At 65.0% G+C, this 14,563-nt stretch carries 12 protein-coding genes; 8 read left to right on the top strand and 4 right to left on the bottom strand.

Annotated elements, in window-relative coordinates:
- Positions 1 to 234: 234 nt before the first annotated feature.
- The 3 genes from CGZ66_RS09895 to CGZ66_RS09885 all read left to right on the top strand — a co-directional run bounded on the left by CGZ66_RS09895 (position 235) and on the right by CGZ66_RS09885 (position 3,864).
- A complete protein-coding gene (locus tag CGZ66_RS09895; RefSeq protein ID WP_095083858.1) occupies positions 235 to 915 on the top strand; it encodes an isochorismatase family protein in 681 nt (226 codons plus the stop codon).
- Entirely contained in the window at positions 912 to 1,871 is a 960-nt protein-coding gene (locus tag CGZ66_RS09890) for an alpha/beta hydrolase (protein WP_167392049.1), read from the top strand. The genes CGZ66_RS09895 and CGZ66_RS09890 overlap by 4 nt, the downstream gene beginning before the upstream one ends.
- 352 nt (positions 1,872 to 2,223) lie before the next feature.
- Positions 2,224 to 3,864 carry an ABC transporter substrate-binding protein gene (locus CGZ66_RS09885; protein WP_095083857.1) on the top strand — a complete coding sequence of 547 codons (1,641 nt, stop codon included), beginning with the start codon at positions 2,224 to 2,226 and terminating at the stop codon, positions 3,862 to 3,864.
- 414 nt (positions 3,865 to 4,278) lie between these two features.
- Here CGZ66_RS09885 and CGZ66_RS39835 read toward each other — a convergent pair whose 3' ends face one another.
- Both CGZ66_RS39835 and lepA read right to left on the bottom strand, forming a co-directional pair.
- A complete protein-coding gene (locus CGZ66_RS39835) occupies positions 4,279 to 4,791 on the bottom strand; it encodes a hypothetical protein (protein ID WP_167392048.1) in 513 nt (170 codons plus the stop codon).
- Positions 4,792 to 5,322: 531 nt separating this feature from the next.
- The gene (gene lepA, locus CGZ66_RS09875; protein ID WP_095083856.1) at positions 5,323 to 7,128 is read right to left on the bottom strand and encodes a translation elongation factor 4; all 1,806 of its coding nucleotides are present in this window, start codon (positions 7,126 to 7,128) and stop codon (positions 5,323 to 5,325) included.
- A 455-nt stretch (positions 7,129 to 7,583) separates the two neighbouring features.
- Between lepA and CGZ66_RS09865 the strand changes: the two genes are divergently transcribed.
- The 4 genes from CGZ66_RS09865 to msrA all read left to right on the top strand — a co-directional run bounded on the left by CGZ66_RS09865 (position 7,584) and on the right by msrA (position 11,054).
- Positions 7,584 to 8,648 (top strand): TadE/TadG family type IV pilus assembly protein, encoded by a 1,065-nt coding sequence (locus CGZ66_RS09865; RefSeq protein WP_095083855.1) that lies wholly within the window; start codon positions 7,584 to 7,586, stop codon positions 8,646 to 8,648.
- A gap of 377 nt (positions 8,649 to 9,025) precedes the next feature.
- Positions 9,026 to 9,724, top strand: a complete 699-nt coding sequence (locus tag CGZ66_RS09860; protein WP_095083854.1) for a DUF1223 domain-containing protein — start codon at positions 9,026 to 9,028, stop codon at positions 9,722 to 9,724.
- A gap of 130 nt (positions 9,725 to 9,854) precedes the next feature.
- A complete protein-coding gene (locus tag CGZ66_RS09855) occupies positions 9,855 to 10,172 on the top strand; it encodes a hypothetical protein (RefSeq protein WP_095084372.1) in 318 nt (105 codons plus the stop codon).
- Between the two features lie 144 nt (positions 10,173 to 10,316).
- Complete coding sequence (gene msrA / locus CGZ66_RS09850) at positions 10,317 to 11,054, top strand: peptide-methionine (S)-S-oxide reductase MsrA (protein ID WP_095083853.1); 738 nt, start codon at positions 10,317 to 10,319, stop codon at positions 11,052 to 11,054.
- 132 nt (positions 11,055 to 11,186) lie between these two features.
- Here the strand turns inward: msrA and CGZ66_RS09845 are convergent, their stop codons facing one another.
- Complete coding sequence (locus tag CGZ66_RS09845) at positions 11,187 to 11,393, bottom strand: hypothetical protein (RefSeq protein WP_095083852.1); 207 nt, start codon at positions 11,391 to 11,393, stop codon at positions 11,187 to 11,189.
- Between the two features lie 34 nt (positions 11,394 to 11,427).
- A complete protein-coding gene (locus tag CGZ66_RS09840) occupies positions 11,428 to 11,700 on the bottom strand; it encodes a DUF4242 domain-containing protein (protein ID WP_095083851.1) in 273 nt (90 codons plus the stop codon).
- A gap of 115 nt (positions 11,701 to 11,815) precedes the next feature.
- On the opposite strand from CGZ66_RS09840, the gene CGZ66_RS09835 reads away from it, so the two are divergent.
- Entirely contained in the window at positions 11,816 to 14,515 is a 2,700-nt protein-coding gene (locus CGZ66_RS09835; RefSeq protein ID WP_245331049.1) for an ATP-binding protein, read from the top strand.
- Positions 14,516 to 14,563: the final 48 nt, after the last annotated feature.

Raw genomic sequence — 14,563 nt, 5'->3', positions numbered from 1 at the left:
GGAGCGTAGCGACGCGGCGCAGACCCTAGGATCCATGCCGCGACTTCAGAGCATCGCCGCGGTCCGGAATCTGCTCCGCTGCACCCGTCGATCAACGTCACGGCATGGATCCTCGGGTCTGCGCGTCCGCTTCGCTCCCGCTCCGCCCGTGGATGACGAAGTCGGGAGGCTTCGGCCGACCCCCGTGGCTTGCGATCGGAACGGAACGGCGTTGGCTTTCGAGAATCCATCCGCATGAAAACCCCCATCGCCCTCAAACGCGGCACGGTGGCCGCCGTGTTCATCGACCTGCAGGAAGAGCACCGGCAGGACCCGCGCTATCTGGTAGAGGGCTTTGCCGGCATCCTCGCCAATGTCCAGCGCCTGCAGGCGGCGGCGCGGCAAAACCATGTGCCGCTCTACCACTGGGCCTACATCGTCGACCTCGACAAGCAGGACCGGCCGTTTCATCCGCTCGATGCCGATGGCAAGTCGGCCTTTTCGGACAAGAGCGACCCGCTGACCGAAATCTGCCGTGAAGTCGCGCCAGCCAAGGGCGAAGCCTTGCTGGTCAAGGCCGAGGCCAGCGCCTTCCGCACCGGGCCGGCGGCCCGCGACCTCAAGTCGGTCGGCATCGAATGGCTGGTCGTTGCCGGCGTCTGGACCGAGGCCTGCATCGACGCCACCGTGAAGGACGCCGTCGTCAAGGGTTTTCGCGTGCTTTTGGTCAAGGATGCCTGCGGCAGCGGCAGTGCCGCCATACACCAGACCGGCATTCTCAACCTCGCCAACCGGCTCTATGGCGGCGCCGTCACCGACACCGAAGGCGCCTGCCGGCTTCTGGCGGGCGAAAGCGTCACCGCCTGGCAGGTCGAAGGCTCGGTGCCGCTGCGCTTCACTTTTGAAAACGCGGCGGAGCTCTACGCCGAGCTATGACGGCCGAACCGAGCATCAGCCGCGGCAAATACGAAACGCGGCTCGACCCGGCTTTGTGGGCCTATATCGACGCGGTCAACGCCTGGCATCCGCCCGAGATTATCGGCCTGCCGATCGATAAGCAGCGCGCCGTCTACGACAGGATGTGCCGGGCCTTCCATCAGGGCCGCCCGCCGGGAGTCAGGGCCAGCGACGGCCTGATTGCCGCCGCCGGCCGCGACATCCCGGTCCGCCGCTACCAGCTTGCCGGCAGGGCGGCAGCGGCGATGGTGGTCTACTATCATGGCGGCGGCTTCATCCTTGGCGGGCTCGAAAGCCACGACGACATCTGCGCCGAAATCTGCGCCGGCACCGGCTTCGACGTGCTGTCGGTCGACTACCGCCTGGCGCCGGAGCATGTGCATCCCGCCGCCTTCGACGATGCCGTCACCGCCTTCGAATGGGCGGCAGCGGCCACCGGCCTGCCGCTCGTGCTGTGCGGCGAAAGTGCCGGCGGCAACCTCGCAGCAGGGGTGGCGCGGGCGACGCGCCGCCACGCCGCGATCGGCCAGGTGCTGATCTATCCCGAACTCGGCGGCGACGAAGGTGCGGGCTCCTACATCGAGCACGCCGAAGCGCCACTGCTGTCGCTGCACGACATCGCCTTCTACCGGGACGTCCGCTCGACCAAGGCGCAATCACCGGACGACCCAACCTTCTCGCCGCTGCGCGGCCGCGATTTCTCCGGCCTGCCGCCAACGGTGATCGTGTCAGCCGAATGCGACCCGTTGTCGTCGGATGGTGAGACCTACCGCGACCGCATCTTGGCCGCCGGCGGCAAGGCGTTCTGGCACGAGGAGCCCCGCCTCGTGCACAGCTTCCTGCGCGCCCGCACGACAGTGCCGGCGGCGGCCGAAGCGTTTGCGCGGATCATCGCGGCGGTTGGCGCACTGGGCCGGGGTGAGTGGCCGTATTGAAGCGCCGACCGTGACGCGCCAATCTCCCCCCTTGTGGGGGAGATGCCCGGCAGGGCAGAGGGGGGCGCTGTCCCGCCGACCTCTCGGCCAATTCGAGAGGTGCCTTCAAATTGATTCCGGATGACCAAGACACCGAAGGTTGGCGCTCCTTCACGCCCCCCTCTGTCCTGCCGGACATCTCCCCCACAAGGGGGGAGATCGGTTGTACCCCCTTGCGGAGCACCGCACAATCACTGCGGAAAACCGAACACTCCGCTACGTCACCCCGCTTTATCATTCGCCTCGCCCCGGCGGTCGCGTCCGCCCCCCGCGCCTGTCGACCGGCCGGGGCGCCCAACAAGAGGGAACGACGATGAAATTCATGCTGACCGACCGGAAACTGCACCCCCGGGCAAAGCCCGTCGCCGACGATTTCAGGACGGGCGGCATCAGCCGCCGCGAATATCTCGCTTTGATGGCCGGCCTCGGCGTCAGCGCCGCCGGCGCGCTGGCGCTGGGTGGCCTTGCCCCCACTTCGGCCCGCGCCGCTGAACCCAAGCGTGGCGGCACCTTGCGCGTCGCCATGAACGTCAAGGGCTTCAAGGACCCGCGCACCTTCGACGGCGTCGAAATGTCAAACGTCGCCCGCCACTGCAACGAATATCTGGTGCGCTGGAACACCGACTTTTCCTTCGAGCCCTGGCTGCTCGAAAGCTGGGAGGCGAGCGACGACGCCAGGACGCTGACGCTGCATGTGCGCAAGGGCATTTCTTGGTCGAACGGCGATGCCTTCAACGCCGACGATGTCATCCACAACCTCACCCGCTGGTGCGATGCCTCGGTAGCGGGCAATTCGGTCGCCGCGCGCATGGGCGCGCTGGTCAATGCCGACACCAAGAAGCTGGTCGATGGCGGCATCCAGAAGGTCGACGACTTCACCATCAAACTCAATTTGCCGAAACCCGACATTTCGCTGATCGCCGGCATGGCCGACTATCCGGCGTTGATCATGCACCGCTCTTATGAGGGCGACGGCGACCCCATGAAGGCGCTTTCCATCACCACTGGCCCGTGCGAGCTGGTCAGCTGGGATGCCGAGACCGGCGCCGAGGTGAAGCGCAAGGACAAGCCCTGGTGGAAGGGCGAATTCTGGCTCGACGGCATCAAATGGGTCGACTACGGCTCCGACCCCAACGCCATGCTGTCGGCCTTCGAATCCGGCGAGATCGACACCGACCACGAGACCGCCTCCGATGCCGTCTCGCAGACCGACAAGATGGGGCTGAAGAATTCCGAGATCGCCACCGGCTCCACCATCGTCGCCCGCTTCAACGTCGGCAACGCGCCCTATGACGACGCCAGGGTGCGTCGCGCCGCGCAGCTTGCCGTCGACAATTCGGCGGTGCTGAAGCTCGGCCTCGACGGCCGCGGCAAGCCAGCCGACAACCACCATGTCGGCCCGATGCACCCCGAATATGCCGACATCGGCCTCGCCAAGCGCGACGTGGAGGGGTCGAAGAAACTGCTCGCCGAGGCCGGCAAGGCCGACCATGAGTTCGACCTCATCTCGGTCGATGTCGAATGGCAAAAGAGCACGGGTGACGCCATCGCCGCGCAGATGCGCGAGGCCGGCCTGAAGATCAAGCGCACCGTGCTGCCCGCCGCCACCTTCTGGAACGACTGGAGCAAATACCCCTTCTCCTGCACCGAATGGCTCGGCCGCCCGCTCGGCGTCCAGGTGCTGGCGCTGGCCTATAAATCCGGCGCCGCCTGGAACGAGAGCGCCTACGCCAATCCGGAATTCGATATGCTGCTCGACAAGGCGTTGGCGATGCCCGACGCCAAAGCGCGCAAGGAGATCATGGCCAAGATCGAGCAGAATTTGCGCGAGTCCGGCATCATCATCCAACCCTACTGGCGCTCGGTCTACCGCACCTACCGCAAAGGCATCGAAGGCTGCGAACAGCACCAGGCACTCGAGCAGCACTTTGAGAAGGTGTGGATCGAAAGCTGAAGCTTCGGGCGAGACAATCACCGAAGCCGGCGCCGCCCCTCATTGCCCAGCCGGGCGTTCGTCGTTCGAAAAGCCAAGCAATTGGCTTTTCGTCCGCTACGCGGACCACTCCTCAACCCCCCGGGTAGAGACGGGGAGAAAGGGGCTGGCCGCAACGCCGGCGCCTTTTTCAGCAAAGCCGACAATTGGCGAAACCCTCAATGACAGCGTCCTTCTCCCCGTCCCTATACGGGGAGAAGATGGCGGCAGCCAGATGAGGGGCGGCGCCACCGCTGATCTTCCCTTCTCCCCCTGTGGGGCCCGAAGGGCGGGCGAGGCCCGTGACTCGCCCAGGGCGGTGGATTGCCGCAAAGCGGCAAGACGGATGAGGGGTGTTCCAGCTTGGCGATACATCAACAGCGCGGCACGCCAACCTCACCGCCCAGGCCTCACCAAAGTCCAGATCCACCCAATAAAAGTCAGCACCAGGAACGGATAGCCGGCGGCGGGCAGCGGCGACGAGGTCGGCAGCAAGGGCGCGCCCCACAGGATCATGCCCGCTGAGGCGACAAACAGCGCGGCAGCCACGACAGCCGTCAGCCGCATCCAGATCGCAAAAGTATTCGGTACGCTGACCATGACCAGTGCGGCCGCCCAAAGCGAGATGCCGCCAGCATAGGAGGGAACGCTGGCCTGCAGCCCCGCCGCATTGCCGGCCAACAGCAGGCTCTCGCCGGCGAGGAAGGTCAGGAACCCGGCCGCGACGCAGTCATTCCCCAGCCGCTGATACTTCATCGTCAACAGAGCGGTCGCCACCACCAGCGCTGTGCCGTCGATCGCCCACAGCGTTTCACGCAACGCGTCGCTGGCGACGAAAGTGCCGGCCATTCCCAGGGCGCCACCGATGGCGAGGCCGATCGCGGCGACGGTGTCCAGATTGGAACGCATTTTTATGTCTCCCCAAGCCGTGCGGAGGATACGCCCACGCGGTGCATTCTCAAAGGGAGCTGTGCGAAAGCGAAGCAGAGTGTCGAGAGGTTGCCGTCGGCCTCTGGCGATCCAGCGGCGGGGCAAAATGGCCGGCGCGAATGCCGGTGAGGGCAGCTGCCTGAGCCCGCGCCGGCCACTGGCGAACTGATTAAGGTCCGCCGCCCGATTTTTCTACCGCTCCGGCGCTGCAGGATCAACCAACTCAGGGTTGGTGCGGACTCGTACCAACCTTCCCTGGCATCATTTGTTATTGCGGGAACTGGGTGTCGTCCGCGCGATGATCGGGAAAGCCGTGTGCGTCCAGCACCACCTGAAAGCTGCGGTTAAACGCCCCGCACGTCATGAACAGCCCGAAGCCGACACAGCCGAGCGCCACCAATCCGTTCTGGGACAGAGATCATACTTGATCCTGAAATGGCTGCGAGCTTACGGAGATTTGAAGACATCCGTAGCTTCACTAGGCCTGTCAGCAGATAGGCGACCGGCTTCTCAATCGCCCATTTTCAAGGCCTGGATAAACGCCTCCTGCGGGATATCCACCTTGCCGAACTGGCGCATCCGCTTCTTGCCCTCTTTCTGCTTGTCCAGCAGCTTGCGCTTGCGCGAGACGTCGCCGCCGTAGCATTTGGCGGTCACGTCCTTGCGCAGCGCCGAGATGGTTTCGCGGGCAATGACCTTGCCGCCGATGGCGGCCTGGATCGGGATCTTGAACAGGTGGTGCGGGATCAGCTCCTTCAGCTTCTCGCACATCTGCCGGCCGCGCTTTTCGGCCGCCGTGCGGTGCACCAGCATCGACAGCGCGTCGACCGGCTCCTCATTGACCAGGATCGACATCTTCACGAGGTCGCCTTCCTTGTAGTCGGTCAGGTGATAGTCGAACGAGGCATAGCCCTTGGAGATCGACTTCAGCCGGTCGTAGAAATCGAAGACGACTTCGTTGAGCGGCAGATCGTAGGTCAGCATGGCGCGCTTGCCGACATAGGACAGGTCGGCCTGGATGCCGCGCCGGTCCTGGCAGAGTTTCAGGATGCCGCCGAGATAGTCGTCGGGGGTCAGGATGGTGGCGCGGATCCATGGTTCCTCAATCGCCGAGATCTTGACCACGTCGGGCATGTCGGCCGGGTTGTGCAGTTCCTTCATCGAGCCGTCGGTCAAAAGCAGCCGGTAGACGACGCTCGGCGCGGTGGCGATCAGGTCGAGGTTGAATTCGCGCTCCAGCCGCTCCTGGATGATTTCGAGATGCAGCAGGCCAAGGAAGCCGCAGCGGTAGCCGAAGCCGAGCGCCGCACTCGTTTCCATTTCATAGGAGAAGCTGGCGTCGTTGAGGCGCAGTTTGCCGACCGCGGCGCGCAGATCCTCGAAATCGGCGGCGTCGACCGGGAACAGGCCGCAGAACACCACCGGCTGCGCCGGCTTGAAGCCGGGCAGCGCCTTGGCGGTTGGGCGCTTGTCCTCGGTGATGGTGTCGCCGACGCGGGTGTCGGCCACTTCCTTGATCGAGCCGGTGAAGAAGCCGAACTCGCCGGGGCCGAGCTCGTCGACATTGATGCGGGCGGGCGTGAACACGCCGGTGCGCTCGACCAGGTATTTGGCGCCGGTGCCCATCATGCGGATGGTCTGGCCCTTCTTCAGCACGCCGTCGATGATGCGCACCAGCACGATGACGCCGAGATAGGCGTCGTACCAGCTGTCGACCAGCATGGCCTTCAACGGAGCCGTTGCGTCGCCCTCGCGCGGCGGCGGCAATTGGTGGACGATCGCCTCCAGCACGTCGGGAATGCCTAAGCCGGTCTTGGCCGAGATCAGCACGGCGTTGGAGGCGTCGATGCCGATCACCTCCTCGACCTGCTCGCGGATGCGCTCGGGCTCGGCGGCCGGCAGGTCGACCTTGTTCAGCACCACGACGATCTCGTGGTTGTTGTCGATCGCCTGGTAGACATTGGCCAGCGTCTGCGCCTCGACGCCCTGCGAGGCGTCGACCACCAGCAGCGAGCCCTCGCAGGCGGCCAGCGAGCGCGACACTTCATAGGCGAAGTCGACATGGCCGGGCGTGTCGATCAGGTTGAGGATATAGTCCTCGCCATTGTTGGCACGGTATTTCAGCCGCACCGTCTGCGCCTTGATGGTGATGCCGCGCTCGCGCTCGATGTCCATCGAGTCCAGCACCTGTTCCTTCATGTCGCGCAGCTCCAGCCCGCCGGTCAGCTGGATCAGCCGGTCGGCAAGCGTGGATTTGCCATGGTCGATATGGGCGACGATGGAGAAATTTCGGATGTGGTCGAGGGGCGTGCTCATGGCGGCGCTTTAGCAGGGGCTTGTTGCTGCGGCAAGCGCTGTACCGCTGCGGGGGCAAGCGCCTCAAACCTCTGACAGGTCCAATCTGTGACGGAAACCACCAATTGTCGAAGTCGCCGCCGCCCCTCATCGCCCTGCCGGGCACTTCTCCCCGTATAGTGACGGGGAGAAGGGGCTGACCGCAACGACGGCGCTCGTCTTGCAACGCTGGTGATTGGCGAAACCGGCGATGACAATGCCCTCTCCCCGTCACTATACGGGGAGAGGATGCCGGCAGGCAGGTGAGGGGCGGCGCCGACGTCCGGAGAACGGTGGTTACCGCTACAAGCGCGGCAACTTGTCGGCTTTATCGGGGGATGTCGCGGAAAGTCGATAAATTTTAACCAAGTGCGTTAGAGCAATATTCGTGACTGCCATGTTAGCCCGTGGAGATATTCGTTTGTAAGGATCACGACATGCGGGGGTTAGCAGGCAGGTTTGTCAGGTCGAGGAGCGGCTCGTTCACGCCGATCCTCATCTTCGCCATGATGCCGATTATTGCCGCCATCGGCTTCTCGGTCGACTACACCTCGGCGGTCCAGACCAGGTCGGACATGCAGTCGGCGCTCGATGCCGGCATCCTGTCGATCACCACGATGGCGACGACCTCGACGCTGGCGCAGCGCCAGGTGGTGCTGCAGGATTCCTTCGCCGCCAATGGTGCACCGACGGGGGCCACCGCGACGCTGAACAGTTTCGTGGTCGGCACTGACGGCACCGCCACCGCGCAGGCCACCGCAAATTACTCGATGCCGACCGTTTTCATGCAGATCGCCAGGATCAACACTGTGCCGGTCGCCGTCGCGTCGGCGGTGAGCAAGTCGCCGGCGCTGGTGCAGACCACCTTCAAGGTAACCGGGGTGTCAGGTTACTGGAACAAGACGATGACGCTCTACGGCACGCAATTCGGTGCCACGGTGGCCAAACCGCTGATGACGATCAACTATACCTATGGCAACACCAAGGATCCCAAGGGCTACGGCACCACCACCGTCAACACCATCACCAATTCGGGCGGCCAGGACGTCACCACGATGGTCCAGAAGCAGGTCTGCTCCGTCGGCAACAATCCGCCGAACGGGGTGTCGGTCAAGACCGATGCGAGTGGTACGAAATATTACTGTGTCGATACGATGTATCCGTCCACTGGCTCCGGCGCGGTGATCGATGTCAGCCAGATGAGCGGTCTCTACCTGCAGATGGACGTACCATCGGGCAACCCGACAAAGCTGATGTCGAACGATCCGAACACCTCCAACCGGCTCTACAATGGGGTGAGCGCGAACGGCCTGACGGAGATCGCGACCGGGCAGAACGTCGACATCTTCAGCATCGTGCCCTGCGGCATTCCGGGCTATCAGGCCTGGGAGGACGGCGGCAATGCGGTGCCGGCACCAGCCTCCAATGCCGACTTCTTCTACACCGTCACCGGCAAGTGCGACTTCAACAAGCGGCCCTCCGAGACGCTGCTGACGCAGTGAAGCTGCCAATCTCCCCCCTTCGTGGGGGAGATGGCCGGCAGGCCAGAGGGGGGCGCTGTCCCGCCGACCTTGCCATTGTCGGCGATGTCCGCCCTCACTTTTCTCAGACCGATCTGACCGTCATTGCACACTGTCGCGCGGCGCCACCGTCGATCGCGCCTCTGTTGGTGCTCTATGGCGCGCCCCTCTGTCCTGCCGGACATCTCCCCCACGAGGGTGGAGATCGGCTGCCGCGACCGGTTTTGCCGATCTCCAGCGTCGCAAAGGCGCTATCGACAACGATCACAAACCGGTGAGCGCTGTAACAAAGCCTCGGCCGGCGGCGAAGTGGGGACATGAGCGGCGCATCGGGGCGCCGTCACCCACGGAGCCAGCCGATGTCGCGTTCCTGCAAGTCACTCGTCGTGTCCAGCCTCGGCGCGCTCGCGCTCGCCACGTCGCTAGGTGCGACGCAAGCCCAGCCGCTCACCGTGGTCGAGCTGTTCACCAGCCAGGGCTGCTCGTCCTGCCCGCCGGCCAACGCCAATCTGATCAAGGTCAAGGACCAGCCGGATGTGTTAGCGCTGTCGTTCAACGTCACCTACTGGGACTATCTCGGTTGGAAGGACACATTCGGCCGCCAGGAATTCACCCAGCGCCAGGTCACCTACGAGCCCTCCCTCGGCCATGACGGCCCGTTCACCCCGCAAGTGGTGGTCAATGGCCGCGCCGATGTCGTCGGCGCGGCACCCGGCGAAATCCAGCAGCTGATCTCGAGCACCGACCGCGCCAGCGGCCCGTCGCTGTCGCTCGACGGCGGCAAGGTCAGCATCGGCGCCGGCGCGGCGCCGGGCGGCCGGGCCGATGTCTGGCTGGTGCACTATGCCAAGGGTGTCGTCGAGGTGCCGGTGGCGCGCGGGGAAAACACCGGCCGCACCTTGCCGCACGCCAATGTCGTGCATTCGCTGAACAAGATTGGCAGCTGGACCGGCGACGCCACCGCACTCGATGTGCCGGCCGCCTCCGGCGGGCTCAGCACCGCGGTGCTGGTCCAGTCGCCGGGCGGCGGACCGATCCTGGCCGCCGCGACCAACTGATATTCCCCTGCGCATCGTCCCGGAAAGGATCATGCGCAGACAACGACCCGCGCAACGCCGCAGCAGCGGCGCCGCGACAACCCGGCTCACCGAAAAGTGCGCCATCATCCCCAACCCTAAGGAGACCACCATGACGACTTTTTCCCGGATGACGCTGCCGGCACTGGCTCTCGCTCTGTGCTCGACGGCGCTGTTTGCCGGCGGCATCGCCCGCGCCGACGACGCGACCAACGCCATGAAGCCCGCCGTCAACGCCATGAAGCCGGCGACCGACGCGATGAAACCGGCCGACGCCATGGCACCCGACGCGATGAGCACGAACGCCATGAAGCCCGCGGACAACGCCATGAAGCCGGCCGCCGATGCCATGAAGCCGGCAGCCGATGCGATGAAGCCGGCAACGGACGCCATGAAGCCGGCAACGGATGCCATGGCCCCGGCCAACTAGAGTTGACGCTGCTCCCGGCTTCGGTCCTGACACCAGGACCGGATCTGGACGCACGTGAAAGTGAGGCTTCGGCCGCAACTCACCGTCGCATGATCCTCTTTTATCCAATAGACTCCACATGATGGACGTCACAGGAGCTCAGCCATGACCGACTTTCGAAAACCAGTCGCCAGACGACAGTCGAATTTTGCCAGGAGCGCGCTCGCCGCGTTGGCGCTTGCCGCCGTGGGCGCCGCCTTCTGGCTGACGCCGGCGGTTTCCGCCGAGGACGCGGTGGTCATCCCGCCGCCGTCGATCGACGAGAAGGCGACCAGCGGCAGCGAGAAGGCGATCTTCGCCGGCGGCTGCTTTTGGGGCGTGCAAGGCGTCTTCCAGCACGTCAAGGGCGTCAGCAAGGCGGTCTCCGGCTACACCGGCGGCAGCAAGGACACCGCCGTCTACGAGACCGTCGGCTCAGGCAGCACCGGACATGCCGAATCCGTCGAGATCACCTATGATCCGTCTGTTGTCACCTATGGCCAGCTGCTGCAGGTCTATTTCTCGGTCGCCCACAACCCGACCCAGCTGAATTTCCAGGGTCCCGATAGCGGCACGCAGTACCGCTCGACGATCTTTGCCGAAAACGATGCGCAAAAGAAGATTGCGCAGAGCTACATCGCCCAGCTCGACCAGGCCAAGGTCTTCCCCAAGCCGATCGTCACCACGCTGGAAACAGGCAAGACCTTCTATCCGGCCGAGAACTACCACCAGGACTTTTTGACCCTGAACCCGACCTACCCCTACATCGTCTACAACGACCTGCCCAAGGTTGCGAACCTCAAGCAGCTGTTCCCGGCGCTGTACAGCGAGAAGCCGGTGCTGGTGCTGTCGGCCAGCAACTGAGGCAGCTTTGACGAAGAGGCGTCGGCGCGACCGCGCCCCCTCTGCCCTGCCGGGCATCTCCCCCTTGAGGGGGAGATTGGCAGTTACGCCGTCCCGGCCACCTTACAGCGTCGACTGCGGGCGGCCGGGTCGTCAGCGATCCCACCGGTCGTAATCTCGCCAGTCCCGCCGCATCTGCCGCGCCGGCAAGCCGATATCGTGCCTCAGATGGTCGCTTTCCGGTGGCAAGCGGCGCTTGCCCAGCAGTTGCGCGGGCAGCTCCACCGCGATCCGCCATAGACGGCCGGGCAAGGAGGGCGCGCGGCCGCTGTTTGCCATGGCCGCGACACCGGCCGGCATGTCGCCATTGCCGCCTCGAGCGATCGTATCTTCATCAGCGATAAAAGTAGGGTTCAAGAACCCTCACCTCCGTGATCTTGTCGACCGGCAGCGAGTTCATCTGGGCGGTGCTGCGGATCGCCTCCGGCGAGGGCGCGTCGTAGACGCAGAAGGTGTGCTTCTTGTCGGGCGACACGAAGGACTGCACCCAGGTCACGCCTTTCTCCGCGTTGCGCATGATGACGCCGCCCAGCGCATCGGCGCCGGCTTCGTTCATCGGCACGTTGAGGCCATCCGGAAATGTACGTTCAATCAGGTAACGGGGCATGGGAGGCTTCCCTTTCCATTGCTTCACGCTCGATTTTGAGCGCGGTTGGACAAAGATCACGCTCGCAAAGGACGCGCATCGGAGCCTTTCCCCATGTTTGGCGGGACGATTCCCCATGTTAACGACGTTCAGTGCTGGAGCCACAAAGCAGATACCGAGCCGGGCTATCCTGGCGGTCGAGCTGGGGTGGGGTGGCGGCAACCGGGATCACCATGAGCGAATGACGATGCTTCTGGAACGGCAGTCACAGCTGGCGCAACTGGACAACCTTCTGACGGAAGCCGCGCGCGGCCGTGGTCGCGTGGCGGCTTTGTCGGGCGAGGCGGGTGCCGGCAAGTCGACGCTTGTCGATGCGTTCGTCAGCGGTGCCGGCCAGGAGGCGCGCATCTTCCGCAGCGCTTGCGAGGATCTGTCGATCCCCGATCCGCTCGGGCCGCTTTACGATCTTGCGCGCGAGGCGCAATGGGCGATGCCGCAGGCGGTCGACGCCCGGCAGGGACAACGGCTGCCGCTGTTTTCCGACGCGCTGGATGTCTTCGAGGCGAGGACGGGCGCAACGCTGCTGGTGATCGAAGACCTGCACTGGGCCGATGACGCGACACTCGACTTCGTCCGCTTTCTCGGCCGTCGCATTGCCAACACCCATATCGTGCTGCTGGTGACGGCGCGTACCGATCGCAGCGAGGGGCAGATGCGCGTGCGCCGCGCGCTGGGCGAAATCCCGTCGGGCAGCGTCGCGCGCATCGACGTGCCGCTTTTGAGCGAGGCAGCGGTGCTGTCGCTCGCCGATGCCGCCGGCCGCGACGGCGATGCCATCTACCGGGCCACGGCCGGTAACGCCTTTTTCGTCACCGAACTGTTGAGCGCCGAAAATGAAACGGCGCTGCCGGCCAGCGTGCGCGATGCGGTGCTGGCGCGCGCCGAACGCCTGTCGGCCGGCGCCCGCTCGATGCTCGACGCGGTGTCGGTGTTCCCAAGACGGGCTGACGCCTGGGCCCTGCAGGGCCTGTGCGGCGTGGCCAGTGCCGGCCAGCTTGCGGAATGCGTCTCGAATGGCCTGCTCGACGATCTGGGCGACGGCTATGCCTTCCGGCACGACATCGCCCGCCGCGCCATCGAGACGATGCTGACGACAAGCCACAGAAGAGAGTTCAACCAGCGCGCCCTGACAGCGATGCTCGAAAAGGGCGACATCGCCACCGCGCGCCTGGTGCACCACGCGGTCGAGGCGCACAATCTGGAGGCGGTGCGCGAACTGGCGCCGGTCGCCGCCCGGGAGGCTTCCCGCATCGGCGCGCATCGCGATGCCGCCGGCTACTACGAGGTCGCCTTGCGACAGGCTGACGGCCTGCCCATGGAAGAGCGCGCCGGCCTGTACGAGAACTATGCCTTCGAATGCCACCTGATCGGCCGGATCGCCGAGGCCATCGAGGCCCAGCAGCAGGCGCGCGCGCTGCAGCGCGCCCTGGGCAATACGCTGAAGGAAGGCGACAGCCTCAGATGCCTGTCGCGTTTCGCCTATCTGATGGGCGACCGTGAGGCCGCCGATCAGTTCGGCGCCCAGGCGGTCGCGTTGCTGGAGACCACACCGGCGGGGCCGGAACTGGCCATGGCCTACTCCAATCTCTCACAGCTGGCGATGCTGGCCGAAAGGCTCGACGAGACATTGTCGTTGGGCGACAAGGCGATCAGGCTCGCCGAACAGGTGGACCGGCCGGACATCGTCTGCCATGCGCTCAACAATGTCGGCGCTGCCGAACAATGGCTGGACCTGCCCAGCGCGCGGCTGCACCTTGCCCGCAGTCTCGAAATCGCGCTCGAGCAGAATTTCCAGGAACACGTGGCGCGTGCCTTCACCAATTGCGCCTGCAGTGAAATGAACCAGCTGGACTACAACCAGGCTCAGTCCTTTCTCGATCGCGGCATCGACTATTGCGTCGAGAACGACCTCGCGACCTGGCGTGACTACATGCGCGGCGTGCGGGCGCAGTTGCTGCTGCGTTACGGACGATGGGACGAGGCGGCTGCCGAAGCGCTGGAAGTCGTCACCAACGACCGCGCAGCCGCGTTGGTGCGCTATCCCGCACTGGTGGCTCTGGCGAAATTGCGCCTGCGCCGCGGCGATCCTTCAGCCGAGCCGCTTCTGGCGGAAATGAAGCGGTTTCTCGAAAAGGGTGCTGAGCTGCAGAGGCTGCTGCCCTATGCGGCGGTCGTCGCCGAACAGGCATGGCTGGGCGAGGCGGAAGAGGACGAGGCGCTGCGGCTGATAGACCTTGCCGAAAGCCTTTCACCGAAGCCTGCGGTCTTTGCCGAACTGGCCAGCTGGCGGCGTTTGTTGGTGCCGGCGATCGGCCCCGGCGACACGTCGGGCATGGCCGCGCCCTACCGGATGCTTCTGGAAGGCGACTGGCAAGGGGCGGCGGATTTGTGGGCCGCGATGGACGCTCCCTTCGAACGTGGGCTTGCCCTGGTTCAGGGCGATGAGGCGGCGCAGCGCTCGGCGCTCGAGATATTCGAAAACCTCGGCGCCAGGCCGGTCGCCCAGCACGTGCGCGACCTCATGCGGCGAAACGGTGTCAATCACATCGCGCGGGGACCGCGCCGCACCACGCGCGCAAACAGCGCCGGGCTGACCCTGCGCCAGATGGAAGTGCTGCAGTTGATCGAGCGCGGCTTCTCCAACAAGCGGATTGCCGACCACCTCGCCATTTCGCCGAAGACGGTCGACCACCACGTCTCGGCGGTTCTGGGAAAACTGGACGCCATCTCCCGTGGCGAAGCCACGGCTGCGGCACGCGACTCGGGGCTGATCTGAAGCACCGCACCTGCTTGATCTGCAGGATGGCCATTTGCGACCGGTAAG

Source organism: Mesorhizobium sophorae, assembly GCF_002270415.1.
GTDB lineage: Bacteria > Pseudomonadota > Alphaproteobacteria > Rhizobiales > Rhizobiaceae > Mesorhizobium > Mesorhizobium sophorae.
This window is presented reverse-complemented; position numbering and strand designations above follow the sequence as displayed.

Bases quoted from the DNA above. Each gene is read 5' to 3' on its own strand.
- CGZ66_RS09895 (WP_095083858.1), top strand. From the start codon at position 235: ATGAAAACCCCCATCGCCCTCAAACGCGGCACGGTGGCCGCCGTGTTC.
- CGZ66_RS09890 (WP_167392049.1), top strand. From the start codon at position 912: ATGACGGCCGAACCGAGCATCAGCCGCGGCAAATACGAAACGCGGCTC.
- CGZ66_RS09885 (WP_095083857.1), top strand. From the start codon at position 2,224: ATGAAATTCATGCTGACCGACCGGAAACTGCACCCCCGGGCAAAGCCC.
- CGZ66_RS39835 (WP_167392048.1), bottom strand. From the start codon at position 4,791: ATGCGTTCCAATCTGGACACCGTCGCCGCGATCGGCCTCGCCATCGGT.
- lepA (WP_095083856.1), bottom strand. From the start codon at position 7,128: ATGAGCACGCCCCTCGACCACATCCGAAATTTCTCCATCGTCGCCCAT.
- CGZ66_RS09865 (WP_095083855.1), top strand. From the start codon at position 7,584: ATGCGGGGGTTAGCAGGCAGGTTTGTCAGGTCGAGGAGCGGCTCGTTC.
- CGZ66_RS09860 (WP_095083854.1), top strand. From the start codon at position 9,026: ATGTCGCGTTCCTGCAAGTCACTCGTCGTGTCCAGCCTCGGCGCGCTC.
- CGZ66_RS09855 (WP_095084372.1), top strand. From the start codon at position 9,855: ATGACGACTTTTTCCCGGATGACGCTGCCGGCACTGGCTCTCGCTCTG.
- msrA (WP_095083853.1), top strand. From the start codon at position 10,317: ATGACCGACTTTCGAAAACCAGTCGCCAGACGACAGTCGAATTTTGCC.
- CGZ66_RS09845 (WP_095083852.1), bottom strand. From the start codon at position 11,393: ATGCCGGCCGGTGTCGCGGCCATGGCAAACAGCGGCCGCGCGCCCTCC.
- CGZ66_RS09840 (WP_095083851.1), bottom strand. From the start codon at position 11,700: ATGCCCCGTTACCTGATTGAACGTACATTTCCGGATGGCCTCAACGTG.
- CGZ66_RS09835 (WP_245331049.1), top strand. From the start codon at position 11,816: ATGTTAACGACGTTCAGTGCTGGAGCCACAAAGCAGATACCGAGCCGG.